Raw genomic sequence first — 13564 nt, 5'->3', positions numbered from 1 at the left:
CGTCCAGCTTGAAAACCGTAGTTTCGAAAATATGGCTGGAAAGCCTGCCCGTTAGGATCTTCAAACTCCGTTAGACTATGCTCAAAAACTCCGGGTCTCAACATGGATGGGGTTTATGTCTCCCCAACCGAGATTGACGACCAAATCTAAGCGTCTTGGTATGGTGGTGATTGTGCTTAAACAGATGTAGAAGGTTCAAAATGTGGCACCCTTTGCGGGGCGATCGTCCCGCTTCGTTCCGCTCCAACCTATTGCCTCTGACGATCGCGGTTGGGAGCGGTCTCTTGATGGGCTTAGCGCCCGCCCCACTCAATCTGTTTCCACTGGCATGGGTCGCGTTAGCGCCGCTATGGGTACTGATTACAGAGCGGAGCATAAAGGGTAAATGGATGACGCCAGTTCTTCTTGCCCTTGCATGGGGCATAGGCTATCACGGACTGGCGCTTTCCTGGATTACAGGGCTGCACCCATTGACCTGGCTGGGCGTACCGTGGCTGGCAAGCATCGCGATCGTGCTTTTCTGTTGGGGCTTCATCACACTTTGGGGCGCAGCGCTAGTCATCGTTTGGGCATGGCTTCTACAACAGCTCGAAGGTTTTAGTAATGAAGGCCAGGCGATCGAGCACAAGCCCCCTTTTTGCCTCCTTCATCCTCTAGCCCTGGATCTTCATCGCTTTCCATTACCGTTTGCTTCGCTTCGCAGAGTGTTGGTGGGCACCGCGCTTTGGTGTGGTCTGGAATGGTTTTGGAGTTTGGGTCCGCTGGGTTGGACGTCACTTGCTTACACTCAAAGTCCAGGCAACCTGGCCTTATTGCATCTGGGTCAACTCTCTGGCACCTCTGGAGTGACAGCGGCGATCGTGGCTGTTAATGGGCTGTTAGCTGAGGTGTGGATGAGCTATCAGCTGTCAGCCGTCAGCCGTCAGCCGTTAACCACTCAAACCTCAAAACTCTCTAGCACTACTCAAAACTCAAAACTCTCTAGCGTAGCGGCGCCAAGCACTACTCAAAACTCAAAACTCAAAGCCGTTACCCTGCTATCCTTCGCTGCCATACTCCTCATTGCTGTGCATTTGCTGGGTTATGCACTCTACGCCCGTTCACTGTCATCGACAAATGGAGCAGCGCTTAAGGTGGGCATCATTCAAGGCAATGTGCCTACGCGCATCAAATTAGGGAGTGAGGGTATTCAGAAAGCAACCAAGGGGTATACCAATGGCTATGAGACGTTGGTTGCTGAGGGTGTAGATGCCGTGCTTACACCAGAGGGCGCTTTGCCGTTTTTGTGGAATGAATCGAATAGGCTCCGTAGCCCCCTCTATCAAGCGGTGTTGGAGCGCGGCACTCTGCTTTGGCTGGGAACCTTTACAGCACAGAACGGTGGCATTGCTCGTAGCTTGGTGGCTATTGCCAGTGATGGCACTACCGCAAGCCGTTACGACAAAATTAAGCTTGTGCCGTTAGGTGAATATATTCCCTTTCAGAACCTTCTGGGGGGCATGATCAGCATTCTCTCCCCGATTACGGAGAATGGACAACCAGGAGCCTTCCGACAACAGTTTGAGACGCCGTTTGGACGGGCGATCGCCAGCATTTGCTACGATTCTGCGTTCCCTGAAGTGTTTCGATCGCAGGCAGCAGCAGGGGGACAGTTCATCTTGACCGCATCGAACCTGGACCCTTACAGCGAAGTGCTGATGGCGCAGCACCAGGCGCAAGACATTATGCGAGCCATCGAGACCGATCGCTGGGCAGTCCGTGCCACCAACACAGGCTATTCTGGCTTTGTTACTCCTCATGGTCATGTAGAGTGGCGATCGCAACCACATACCTATCAAACCCATGTAGCAACCATTTTTCGCCGTCAGACACAGACACTGTATGTCCGCTGGGGCGATTGGCTCACTCCATTACTAGTGAGCTTGGGAGCGATCATGGTGCTGTTCTCACGTCAACGGGTCTAAAGCGCTCAGACCTTAACGGGCGGAGCAAAGCTGATAGCTGGCGGTTACAAGCCAAGGCGCTAGTCTCACCAGCAACCTTAGGACTTGTCAAAAAATAACTGCACATTTTGGCTGAGCGATCAGCGTTCAGCAATTAGAGAAAAGCTGACAGCTGATAGCTAACGGCTGAACGCTTAAAACTATGACGTTATTTCTTTACAGCCCCTTAGACAGGCATTCAGTACTAGGTCCAAGCGTCTTAACGAGCCTTTCTCCGTGTAGACCAACGCTTGATCATCGGCTCAGCAATTTGCACGTTTGGAAGCGAACCACTGGGTTAGGATAAAAACATAAACGCTGCTAGTGGCTAGTGGCTGGTGCTTTTTTGGTAAATTCTCTATGGCTATGACTCACTCGGCGGTTCTCTCTGCAATAGCCGCTGCGCCAACGGTGGCTCCTTCACGATCGAGCGAAGTGACTCGCCAGCATTACCCTAATTTCAAAATCATTGTGCTTAATGATGATTTCAACACCTTCCAGCATGTGTCTGAAAGTCTTCTAGAACATATTCCAGGGATGACACCCGATCGTGCTTGGGAACTGACGAACCAGATTCACTTTGAAGGACAGGCGATCGTTTGGGTTGGGCCTCAAGAACAGGCAGAACTCTACCACATGCAGCTTGGCATGGAAGGCTTGACAATGGCTCCCTTGGAGGCGGCTTAGCTTTGTTGTGGCGATGAGTCTGCAGCGATCAATGTTGAGGTCTGGATTGGCTTTCAACGGCTAACGACTAACGGCCGATCGCTTCCGTTAAACCAAAGTCTCAAGAGCAACGCAGGCTGCAGAACGCACTCAAGAACCGCTCAATCAACCTGTAAGAACGACATCCTAACCTTTTTCACCCTTCCCATGAGCAGTTCTCAAGGCGGCAGACTTGTCCTCAATCACTCCACCCATATCCCTGGACTGATTCCGCTTCTGGAACGCTTAATCCGTCAGGAAGGCATTCAGACGATCACCCCGGGGGTAATTGGCCCAGTGCGCTCTCACGCGCCCAAAATGGTGCTCAAAATATCGGTACCCATTCGCGGTGGCTTTAAGGTGATCGCACGACAAGGCAAGACAGTGCAGGAAGTCTTCATTTTGACTACCTTGCTGCAAGATCAGCTCGAAGCGGCGATTGACCACGTGATCAAACATCGGTAGCGAATCGTCATGCAAATTCGACCCGCCACTCCTGCTGATGTGCCTGCAGTGCTGCCCATGGTGGCTCAAATCTGCGCTCTGCACGAGGTGTGGGATGCTGCCAAATACGGTTTTTTGCCCAATCCCGCTGAGCGCTACAGACGCTGCTTAGCGCAGCAGGCAGCCAGCGATCGAAGTATTTTCTTGGTGGCTGAGCGAGAACCAGGCGATCGTGATCAAGTGGTTGAGCTCGTAGCTTTTCTCGTTGCTACGATCGAAGCAGAAATCCCCATTTATCGACTTCAAGCATTTGGCTTCATTCACGATCTCTCGGTAGAGCCCACTCATCCTCAATTAGGGTTGGGGCGGCCACTCGTCGAACGGGCATTACAGGCCTTTCGGGACAAAGGGATTGCACAGGTTCGACGAGAGACCGCTGTTGCCAATGAGGCCGCCCGACGATTGTTCCAGTCTTGTGGTTTTCGTATGAGCACGATCGAACTCTTAGCCGATCTGAGCCACAAGCAAAATTAAGGCTTAGTTGTTAGTTATTTACGGTCTCAAACGACTTTTAACCAACAACTAATACCACCCTTTAACCAATCAACACGTACTACTCCGGTTGGCGTATGGAAACGCGATGCAGGGGTAAGCTGAGCACACAAGCTGCTGTTAGCAAATAAGCAAGCACACCTGTTAGCTTCACGCTCCATAGCAGTACCTCCCACTGGGGCAAAATAAACTGCTGTAAGCCAGCGGTCACGCAGTAAACTAGCCAATAGGTAAAAGTCATTAACATTAATACGCGATCGGTAGTTTCCCAGTCGCTCTCATGTGCCTGACTACCTTTAAAGAGAAGCGCTATACCCACGATCGACGCAAAGAACGAAAGAATCGTTAAATAATCGTGCCAGGAAAGGTGTGGCATGTGTTTACCTAAGATGCTTAAAGGCTGAAGACAATTTAGTCTAAGGGAAGATGTGCTGTGAGATACAGCGATCCTTACAAAGAGCAATAATTGAGACGGGACGCTTCAGAAAACGCAAAAACTCTCAAGGAAAAAAACAGGTGCCCTGACTCAGCTTTGCAACCGCCCATTTTTAGGGGTTTTGAAATACTTGCCGTCTCGCCAAACACCTTCAATGCGAGTGTCATCAGCAAAAATGTAAGTACCTCTGCCATTGGGTCTGCCGTCGCGAAACTCACCCTCATAGCGGTTACCACTAGGGAAGGTGCAAGTGCCAAAGCCATTCAGCACTTCATTGCGAAAGTCCCCTTCGCAACGAATGCCGTTGGCGAAGGTAAACACGCCCTTGCCCTGGCGACGACTGTCCTGAAAGTTGCCTTCAAAGCGGTTTCCACCAGGAAACGTGCAAACGCCATTTCCATTGAGCAAATTGTTTCGAAACTCACCGCTACAACGACTGCCGTCAGCAAAACTAAAGGTGCCCTTACCGTCACGATTGCCGTCACGAAACTCGCCTTCATAACGGTTCCCGCTCGGAAAAATGCAGATTCCTTTGCCATTGAGTAAATCATTTTTAAATTCACCATCGCAGCGAGCGCCGTTGGCAAAACTAAAGGTTCCTTTGCCCTGCCGCCTACTATCGTGTAGGTCACCTTCATAACGATTGCCACTGGGAAACGTGCAGACGGCTTTGCCGTTAATTAAGCCATCACGCGATCGCCCTTGACAGTAATTGCCCGATTCAGTTGCTTGTGCGATCGCGGGTGCAAAGAGGGCATCACGGACATAACTTAAGCTAGTGATACTAACCGCGGTCAGTATCATGAGGCTCAAACGGAAAGCCGGAACATGTTCAAACAAAATTCTCTCCTCAAAGAGCTGTGCAAAATGTTGCATTAATGTCGCAGTTTGCTCGGTCTGATCGGCTAAAATGCTTACTCTGTTCAGGGTGGGTAACTGCTTGTCAGGATTCGCGCTTAAAGAGAAACTGTTAAAGCTCCTGACGATAGTCTCTGATTGGCGTATTATCGATCACGGTTTTGAACCTAGTGCATGATTTAGCGGCTCCTAAGTAAATGTTGTGTGTATAAGAAGCTCAGGTGTTGTAGCGTACATCCTGCTCATGTCATCCTTACTACCTGAAGTCTCATTTTTTAGCCAAGTAATGTCATCTCGTATTGTTTGTTGAACAGACTGCTCTCTTGGCGTTTATCTACCGCGATCGGGTCACAAAGCCCGATTCTCTTGTGCCTTTGCCAGTTAATACCTTTGCTGTAAGATTGTTTCGGGTTTACTGATGTTTTCATTGTTATCGCTCTTCACTCTCGCGCAGACGATCGCGGCTCCGATCCCATTACCATCGCCTTCAGTACCAAACTCGACGCCATCGAAAGTACCACCCGCGCAAGAAATTGTGCCATTTCAGGAGCAGCGTTTACCGCCTCAGGAATTGCTTCCGCGTCAAGAAGTGTTTGAGCCTCAAGAACTTCGCGTCTTGCCCGGACAACTGGATACCGTCCCGGTTTTTAATAGTAACAGCCCGGAGTTAGTACAAACCGACGGCATCTTGCTATCGACCTTCCCGCCAGAGGGTAAAGCCGTCGCTTCGGCGCATCTAAACTTTCCTTTCCAGGGTCGGTTTGACTTATTTTCTCACCATATCGCAAGAACAAAAGGCTTGAATGATACGCGCACGCTCTTTCAGGGTGTGCTTGTGTATAACCCGACGTATCAGCCTGTGACGATCGACATTCTGCAGGGTGCAAGCTATCTCACGCGCCCCGATGCGCTGTTTGTGGAGTTGCCCTCTTACGTAGACGATCCAACTGGCAGAGTCTATGCCGGCCCTGGAAGCCGCACGGTCAACGATGTGCTGCGTGGGCGACGACAGGGGAATTGGCCTGCTGTGATGGTCATTCCACCCCGCCAAAGCTGGATGCTGATGAATCTGCCTATCCCTGTTGGCAATGTCACGCCGTCGTCTAACGGTCGCTCGACTTTACTGCGGCTCAGGAGCAGTGGACCTATTTACATGGCTAGTTTGGCTATGTTTGCGCCGCTCAATCCTGACAAAACGGAACGTAGCCCTACCTTAGAAGAATGGCAAAACTTGCTCGTTAACGGCAATTTAGCAGGACCCCGTGATATTGCGCCAACGCCGATCGAGCGGCTGAAAGACTACGCACGGGTAATCTACGGACGGGTTTCGGGTGTCGCCCTGGGATCTGAGTGGAAAGCAAACTTAACTGATAGCCCTAAGGCTGATTCGCTGAGCATTCCTAAGCGGGGACGTGCCTTCTCCTACGGGCTGAGCACGCTTTATCAAGGTACGTTTGGGACGGGGCAAGTGCAGAGTGCCTCCTTGCTGGTACGCTACCCTGATACGGCTTACCAGGCGCACGGCAACTATGGCATTCAGTACAGCCTGACGCTACCATTACACAATGCCACCGGGCAGCGCCAAACAGTGACTGTAGCCATCCAGACTCCCTTAAAGGAAGATCGAGCCAAGGGTGGGCTACTGTTTTTCACGCCACCCGAAGACCGCATTTTCTTTCGTGGCCCGGTACGATTGCGCTATACCGACGATCGCGGCGCACCCCAGACGCGGTATATTCACCTGATTCTCCAGCGCGGGCAAGAGGGCGAACCCTTGATTTCGCTGACCATGCCAAAAGGCGATCACCGACTCGTCCAGCTAGACTTTCTTTACCCGCCCGACTCAACGCCGCCTCAGGTTTTAACGGTGAAAACGGTGAGTAACCCCTGATATGGTCAGTAGTCAGTAAGCAAGTAGTCAACGGTCAGGCTTCAACGTGAGCGTTCGACCTGAGCTTAAGCCGAAGGCCGCTCAACCGCCTATGGTCAGCATAAACTCAAAGCTTCCTTCATGGCGCTATGGACTTGTTAAAAAATAACTGCATACGTTTGGATTAGCTATCAGCTATCAGCGGTCAGCTTTTCTCTAATGGCTGACCGCTGACGGCTGACCGCTACAGTCCATGACGTTATTTCTTTACAGCCCCTATGTCTACTCCACAAGCTAGATCAGATTTACGGGCTGGATCCGAGCCACCGGTTCATACATCGGTTAAGCCCTGGCTTTACTGGCTGCTGTTGCCCCTTCACCGTTTGTTCTTGAGCCTTTTTTTCGGTTCGATCGTGATTGAAGGTAGCAAGCATCTGCCAACTCAGGGAGCGATGGTGCTGGCACCTAAACATTACAGTCGTTGGGACCCGGTTGTGCTGGCACTGCTGAGTGTCGAACCGCTCTGGTTTATGACGAATGCTAATCAGTTTTCTGGCTGGCAAGGCTGGTTACTACCTCGACTAGGTGCGTTTCCGGTTGATGTGAACCATCCTAAAATCGCCAGCTTTCGCTATGCGATCGCACTCCTAAAAAGGGGAAAAAAACTGATGCTGTTTCCTGAAGGAGGCATCGTTCGCGACCAACCTGTACGTCCACTCAAACCTGGCTTAGCGCGTCTGGTGTTGCAGGCAGAGGCCTTATCATCAGAGCCGCTACACATTCCGATCGTGCCCATTGCCATCCACTATGAACCAACACCCGTCTGGCGATCGCACATCACAATCACGATTAGCCCGCCCCTCTATGCTGCTGACTATCAACAAAGCAGCGATAAAGAAACGGCTCAAGCGATCACAGAGGCACTGGAAAAAGCGCTATTCAAAAGTTTGAAAAAAGTAAGGGCGTAGAGCGTTGGGCCGATTGTGAGAATGCTGCTTGAAACCGGGTTCCTGGGCGCTACCTCAAAGGCTTTACCATCCACAGTGACTGAGTGCCAAAACCTAAGCTATCGTACAGATTGCGTGCGGCGTGATTCGATTGAAAAACCTGTAGCCCGATTTGGCGATCGCCCCTCTCTTTTGCCCAGGCTTCGGCATGAAGCATAAGTGCTTTACCAATGCCCCGACGTCGATGCTGTGGGAGTACGTAAAGTAAAAAGATATGAGCATGGCGATCGCCGTGCAATTGGTCGATTGCCGTACCTAACCAGAGGCAAGCAACTGACTGGGATGATCGACTTGACGGTAGCTTGAGCAAATTTTCTGAGCGATCGACAGCAGCGACCCACCAGAGAGGCGTTTCGTTGGACAAATATTGATCGATCGTTTTTGCCAGATGCGCGTAGCCATCTGCTGTTTCCAACTCTTGATAGGTTCGCTGCATGAACTTAAGCAGCAGTGGTCGATCAAGACTCGAACCCACGTGCAAGCTATAACCATCAGGCAGTTGGTGCGACAAAGAGACGGCTATCCGATGGTTAACATTAATGACCGTTAAGCAGCAATAAACAGCATCTTCTGAGCACTACGAAAGCCATTTAAGCTACTGAAACAGTGCAGGGTCGTCAGGCAAACCCTTCACTAGCGCTGCAAGTGCTGGGGGCAGACCCGCAACGGATTCTGTGCTGGGCTCTAACACATTCTGCGGGCTCACTTCACTAACAGGCGCAGGAGCCGCCATATCAGAAGGCAGGAAGATACGGGCACTAACGGCTGCTAGCGCCACAAAGAAGATCAGAAAGATAAAAATGGGAGCAATGTACTGCCTGAAGAACGCCATGAACCTAGCCGTATGAATAGTATTTAATTGGAGTAGAAAATTCTGAGACTTCACTCAAGATTTATGAAGTTCCTATCATTTATCGTAACGCGACATCGTTAATTCTCATCATGCAAATTTGCAAAATTTGATCGTGTGCCATTCCAGGGTGCAAAGAGCGGTAGCAGCAACAGACCCGGCAGCGATGCCACCAGCGTGATGAGGAAGAACAATGCCCATCCCTGTTGGGTTGCACCTGCTAGATACAACGTACCAAAGGTCTCTGCATGTGCCTGGATAAAGGGCTGGAGCCGTTGTGCCAGTTCACCACTGGCGGGACCTGCCAGTAAATCTCTACCCACTGCCATCAAGCTAGACAGCAGCGCAAACTGAGTGGCTGAGAAACGGGGGTTGCAAAGACTCATCAGAAAGCCCAAAAAACCAGCCGTGCCTAACCCGCCACAGAAATTTTCAACGTTAATGGCGGCAACCATAGACGGATAGTTTTTGCCCACTACGGCTAGAAAGTAGTAACCCAGGTTGCTGAGGGCTTGCAGTCCACCAAAAGCCCACAGCGATCGATTAATGCCAAGCTTGCTCAGCACCGCTCCACCTGTGAGGCTACCGACGATCGTGGCAATGAGCCCCATGCCCTGACGAATATTGCCGATATCGGCATCGGCAAAACCAAGTCCCTTGCCCCCAAGGAATGGTACTGCCATTTTGGCGACCATCGCATCGCCGAGCTTGAACAGAATGATGAAGATTAAGGTAAAAAGTGCTTGCTGCCAGCCCAGGCGTCGAAAAAATTCTAGAAAGGGTAGTACAACCGCTTGACGCAACGATTCGGGCGGTCGATCGCGCTCCACCGGTTCTGGTGCCCAAAAGGATGTCAGCAGTCCAGCACCCATTAGTAACGCCATTAATCCATAAACCCAAGGCCAGGTAATGCGATCGGCCAGATTAAAGGCAATCCAACCCGTCAGCAATAGCGCTAAGCGATAACCCAAAATGGTCATGGACGCGCCAGCGCCCACTTCCCGCTCTGACACCACATCGGCACGGTAAGCATCGATCGCAATATCTTGCGTAGCGCTCAACAGAGCAACCCCCAAAGCCGTGAGCGCCAGCAGTTGCAAGTTGAAGGTTAGCTGCTGTGGGTCTAGAGTTGCAATCACACCCATCTGCAGCGCGATCGCCACAATGCCAGCGATGAGCCCTATTTGTGCCAGTACCATCCAGCCACGCCTGCGTCCTAAGAAGGGTGGCACAAAGCGATCGAGCAGCGGTGACCAGATAAACTTGAGCGAATATGGGAGGCTGACCAAACTAAACCAGCCGATCGTGCTGAGGCTTAGCCCTGCTTTGGTCATCCAGGCGCGAAACGCATCGTCGGTCAGCGCAAACGGCAACCCAGAGGCAAATCCCAGCAGCAAAATTGCCGCCATCTTGCGACTCTGAAAGACTTGTAAGAACGATTGAGAGGCTTTCACGGCTGAATCCAAACACTCACCAAACTGAGCGCTGCGCTTAGCATTCAGCCATCATGCCATAGACTTACCGCATTCCCCGTATTCTCAGTCAGCGCAAACGTGACTACAGCTTTTCTCGCCAAACGCCAACTAGAATGCCCTGGACGTCAATATCCTTCGCTGGCACTTCAATAGGCGGATAAGCCTCTGCATCAGGATTACCGGGCTGCAAAACGACTCTACTGCCTTTGCGGTGAAAGTATTTGAGGGTCGTTTGGCCTTCCACTCTGGCTGCCACGATCGTGCCGTTCTTCAGTGCTTTGGGGTCAGAAATCGGCTGCATGATCACGACATCCCCGTCATCAATGAGTGCCTCAATCATGCTCTGCCCACGTACCCGTAAAGCAAAAAAGCGGGGATTCAGCAGCATATTGGAGAAGTCGAGATGCTCAACCTCCGTTTCTACAAAGGTTTCTACCAGGCCACCTGCTGCGATCGCACCCAAAATAGGCACGCCGGGAGAGGATGCCTGGGTGAGACGAATGGTGCGGGCTTTACCCTCATTCCAGTCGATGTAGCCCTTCGTCCGCAAGTGTTCTAGACGGCTTTGGACGGGAGCTGGAGACTTCAAGCCCATTGCTTTCATCATCTGCCGAATGGAAGGCGAATGCTGGTACTCACGAATGTAGCCCACTAACCAGTCATAGAGCTCTTGTTGGGCGTCAGTAAGGGTTTCCATAGCAGTAATTAAACGATCGCAGTACTTAGAACACTTGTACCATCAAAATCGCAGCCTGTCCAGTACTTTTACACTAATAAAGATTGATTTTTATGTCGTGGTAGCCTAACGCTTCTTTCATCACAAGCTGCAAGTTCGACTGGCAGGCTGAGTTCGGTGAGCCGATTCCATCCAACTCAGCTTGCAGCCGACTGCTTGACTCATCTACGCTTCAATCACTACGCGCAGATTGCCGCGTTTTTTGGAAACACGGCAGGCAGTGCTAGAACCCGATCGCTCAAACTCCAGATCCAACAGCGTTGGTCCGACGCGGAGATTTTGCAGAGCAAGGTAGTTAATCGATTCTGGCAGGGCAGGATCGATAATGCGGAGGTGGTTATTGGGAGCGTCTGGTACAAGGTTGACGATCATCTGGAGGAGCTGAAAGACGCTGCCGGTTGCCCACGCTTGCGGTGAGCAAGCCACCGGATACTGAACCGGATCGTTATCTCCAGTACGTTCGTAGCCGCAAAACAGCTCTGGAGGCCGCTGATAAGGCTGGCGTTTCGTCATATCCAGAATGCCTTTGGCAACTTCAAGCGCCTGGTCAATGAGACCGAGCGATCGTAGCCCGATCGCAGTCATAGCATTATCGTGAGGCCACACAGAGCCAATGTGGTAGCCCATTGGGTTATAAGCAGGAGACAGGCTGCTGAGGGTGCGAATGCCCCAGCCGTTGAACATATCCGGTGCTCGCAGGCGTTCGGCAACGCTGTAAGCTTTTTCGGGTGTGAAGATGCCCAGATTGAGGCAATGCCCAGGATTAGACGTAATGCTGTCGACGGGCTTGCCATCCCCATCTAGTGCCAACGCGCAAAAATCCTGATCTTCCATCCAGAAATCGCGGTTAAACCGAACCTTGAGGTCTTTGGCTTCATCCTCCCAGCGATCGGCTAAGTCAATGCGCTTTTTCATACGGGCAATTTGTGCCAGCCGAATTTTTGCCGCGTAGACGTATGCCTGCACTTCACAGAGGGCGATCGCACCTTCTGCCAGGTGCCCACGTCGGTTGATGATGCAGTCGCCCGAATCTTTCCAGCCCTGGTTGGCTAGTCCACGTCGGGACGTGCGTAAGTACCTCAGGTAGCCAGTTTCTTTGCAGTTGCGATCGATCCAATCCATGGCCGCTAGAGCATGAGACCACAGGTGATCAAGGGTTTCGCGATCGGCTGTCCAGGCAAAGTGCTCGGCATAGAGCATTAGCCAGAGCGGCGTGGCATCAACGGTGCCGTAGTAAGGGGTGTGTGGAATTTCCTGACAGCGGGCCATTTCACCAAAGCGAATCTCATGTAGAATCTTGCCAGGTTGTTCATCACGCCATTCATCTTCATTTTTGCCCTGATACTGCGCCAGGATAATCAGCGTTTCACGGGCGATCTGGGGGTCGAGCATCAGCACTTGAGACGCCGCAATGATGGAATCGCGCCCAAAGAGCGTCGAGAACCAGGGCACGCCAGCCGACAGGGCTTTACCTTTGCCAAAGGACTGTCGCAGCAAGTAAATATCCTGTTCTGCGCGCTCAATAATCTGGTTAAAGGTGCTCTTATCCGATCGAATCCGGGTCACCTGTTGCCGCCAGGTCTGCTCCTCCATCAGCTCAGCGGCTTTTGCCTGAGACAGCGTGACCGGAGCGCTAACGACAGAAATAGCACTGCTGTTGTTGAACATTTGCAGGCGATAGCCCACTTTCAACGTTTCGTGAGATGGAATCGTTAACTGCCAAACAGCTGTAAAGCCTTTCAGTAAGTCGGGCTGCTGATGGACGAAGTAAATGCGCGACTCCATTAGCGAGCCGTCTAACCCTTTATAAGCCAGCGTCATCTCTGTGGCTTTGGCAACCGGGCTCGTAGCGCCGTCCATAGCAAACGTTTCGCTCTGATCGGCATTAGCCAACTCGGAGGGCACTACCCGCAACAGTTTGCCGTGGTTTTCGCGAGCATACCCCCGGATGTCGAAGAGGTCTTTGAAGTCAGCATCAAAGCTGAGGCTCATTTCAAAACTAACCGTACCAGTGGTGTAGTTGGAGATCTCAATCTCCTCGAATAAACCACCGTTAAGGACGAGTTCGCGTTTGATACCGATCGATTCGGCGCGAATGCGATCGTCGATTTGAGGATTGGTGCACAACACTGACAGAAAGAAGCCTTTATCGGCCGTGCTGCTCAAGAGAATGGGCGATCGTCCCTCAATTTGCAGTTCCAAACGGCTCAGAAAGCGAGTATCGCGGCAAAACAAACCCATGCTAGAGCTGCGATCGTTTTCCATGCAACCGCCAATGTTGCCTAGTGTGTCGGTCAGTAAAAAGAGATCATCATCCTTCAGTGTCAGGATGGGATGGGGACGCTCACTCAGCACACAGGGCCATTCAGTAGTAGCGATCTGATCAGCGGGAGCAAACTTTCGACCGTCGAGTTCAATCAGTTCAAGAGTTTCTAGTGTCATTCGATCCACAGATTTCGGGTAACGGGACAAGGTGTTTGAATAGCGACGCTCAAGGCCGTTCTTGAACGCATTTGTGAGCGATCATCATTGTGCAGGCACTTTGGGAGAGACAGTAAACGAAGAGAGATTCAAACTCACCGAGGATATTGTTTGAACAGCCTCAAGTTTTAGCGTTAACAAGCCACCGTCCCCCCTTCGTGCATTGTC

General features: G+C 51.5%; 13 protein-coding genes. 6 read left to right on the top strand and 7 right to left on the bottom strand.

Translation table 11 applies throughout. The features are described 5' to 3' along the window. Positions 1 to 200: 200 nt before the first annotated feature. The 4 genes from lnt to C7B82_RS29220 all read left to right on the top strand — a co-directional run bounded on the left by lnt (position 201) and on the right by C7B82_RS29220 (position 3665). Positions 201 to 1964, top strand: a complete 1764-nt coding sequence (gene lnt, locus C7B82_RS29235) for an apolipoprotein N-acyltransferase (protein WP_106260666.1) — start codon at positions 201 to 203, stop codon at positions 1962 to 1964. Between the two features lie 378 nt (positions 1965 to 2342). Continuing rightward, a complete protein-coding gene (gene clpS, locus C7B82_RS29230; RefSeq protein ID WP_106260664.1) occupies positions 2343 to 2669 on the top strand; it encodes an ATP-dependent Clp protease adapter ClpS in 327 nt (108 codons plus the stop codon). 186 nt (positions 2670 to 2855) lie between these two features. Further along, on the top strand, positions 2856 to 3152 hold the full coding sequence (locus C7B82_RS29225) for a DUF2103 domain-containing protein (protein ID WP_106260663.1): 297 nt from the start codon (positions 2856 to 2858) through the stop codon (positions 3150 to 3152). A gap of 9 nt (positions 3153 to 3161) precedes the next feature. Next, a complete protein-coding gene (locus C7B82_RS29220) occupies positions 3162 to 3665 on the top strand; it encodes a GNAT family N-acetyltransferase (RefSeq protein WP_106260661.1) in 504 nt (167 codons plus the stop codon). Positions 3666 to 3744: 79 nt separating this feature from the next. Here the strand turns inward: C7B82_RS29220 and C7B82_RS29215 are convergent, their stop codons facing one another. After that, positions 3745 to 4059, bottom strand: coding sequence for a hypothetical protein (locus C7B82_RS29215; RefSeq protein WP_106260660.1), 315 nt, complete (start codon positions 4057 to 4059; stop codon positions 3745 to 3747). 150 nt (positions 4060 to 4209) lie between these two features. Further along, positions 4210 to 4959 (bottom strand): MORN repeat-containing protein, encoded by a 750-nt coding sequence (locus C7B82_RS29210; RefSeq protein ID WP_245940153.1) that lies wholly within the window; start codon positions 4957 to 4959, stop codon positions 4210 to 4212. 436 nt (positions 4960 to 5395) lie between these two features. Between C7B82_RS29210 and C7B82_RS29205 the strand changes: the two genes are divergently transcribed. Together C7B82_RS29205 and C7B82_RS29200 are read left to right on the top strand one after the other, a co-directional pair. Then, on the top strand, positions 5396 to 6868 hold the full coding sequence (locus C7B82_RS29205; RefSeq protein ID WP_106260656.1) for a DUF3370 domain-containing protein: 1473 nt from the start codon (positions 5396 to 5398) through the stop codon (positions 6866 to 6868). A 257-nt stretch (positions 6869 to 7125) separates the two neighbouring features. Next, positions 7126 to 7815, top strand: coding sequence for a lysophospholipid acyltransferase family protein (locus C7B82_RS29200; protein ID WP_106260655.1), 690 nt, complete (start codon positions 7126 to 7128; stop codon positions 7813 to 7815). A gap of 49 nt (positions 7816 to 7864) precedes the next feature. Here C7B82_RS29200 and C7B82_RS29195 read toward each other — a convergent pair whose 3' ends face one another. The 5 genes from C7B82_RS29195 to C7B82_RS29175 all read right to left on the bottom strand — a co-directional run bounded on the left by C7B82_RS29195 (position 7865) and on the right by C7B82_RS29175 (position 13357). Next, on the bottom strand, positions 7865 to 8290 hold the full coding sequence (locus tag C7B82_RS29195; RefSeq protein ID WP_106260785.1) for a GNAT family N-acetyltransferase: 426 nt from the start codon (positions 8288 to 8290) through the stop codon (positions 7865 to 7867). Between the two features lie 159 nt (positions 8291 to 8449). After that, the gene (locus C7B82_RS29190; RefSeq protein ID WP_106260653.1) at positions 8450 to 8686 is read right to left on the bottom strand and encodes a hypothetical protein; all 237 of its coding nucleotides are present in this window, start codon (positions 8684 to 8686) and stop codon (positions 8450 to 8452) included. Between the two features lie 98 nt (positions 8687 to 8784). Then, positions 8785 to 10158, bottom strand: coding sequence for an AmpG family muropeptide MFS transporter (locus C7B82_RS29185; protein WP_106260652.1), 1374 nt, complete (start codon positions 10156 to 10158; stop codon positions 8785 to 8787). A 103-nt stretch (positions 10159 to 10261) separates the two neighbouring features. Further along, positions 10262 to 10876 (bottom strand): transcriptional repressor LexA, encoded by a 615-nt coding sequence (gene lexA, locus C7B82_RS29180; RefSeq protein ID WP_106260650.1) that lies wholly within the window; start codon positions 10874 to 10876, stop codon positions 10262 to 10264. Positions 10877 to 11080: 204 nt separating this feature from the next. Beyond that, positions 11081 to 13357 carry an amylo-alpha-1,6-glucosidase gene (locus tag C7B82_RS29175; RefSeq protein ID WP_106260648.1) on the bottom strand — a complete coding sequence of 759 codons (2277 nt, stop codon included), beginning with the start codon at positions 13355 to 13357 and terminating at the stop codon, positions 11081 to 11083. Between the last annotated feature and the right edge of the window lie 207 nt (positions 13358 to 13564).

Source organism: Stenomitos frigidus ULC18 (assembly GCF_003003795.1).
GTDB classification, from domain to species: Bacteria; Cyanobacteriota; Cyanobacteriia; order Leptolyngbyales; family Leptolyngbyaceae; genus Stenomitos; species Stenomitos frigidus_A.
Note: the sequence above shows the minus strand (reverse complement) of the source record. Positions and strands in the feature narration are given on the sequence as shown.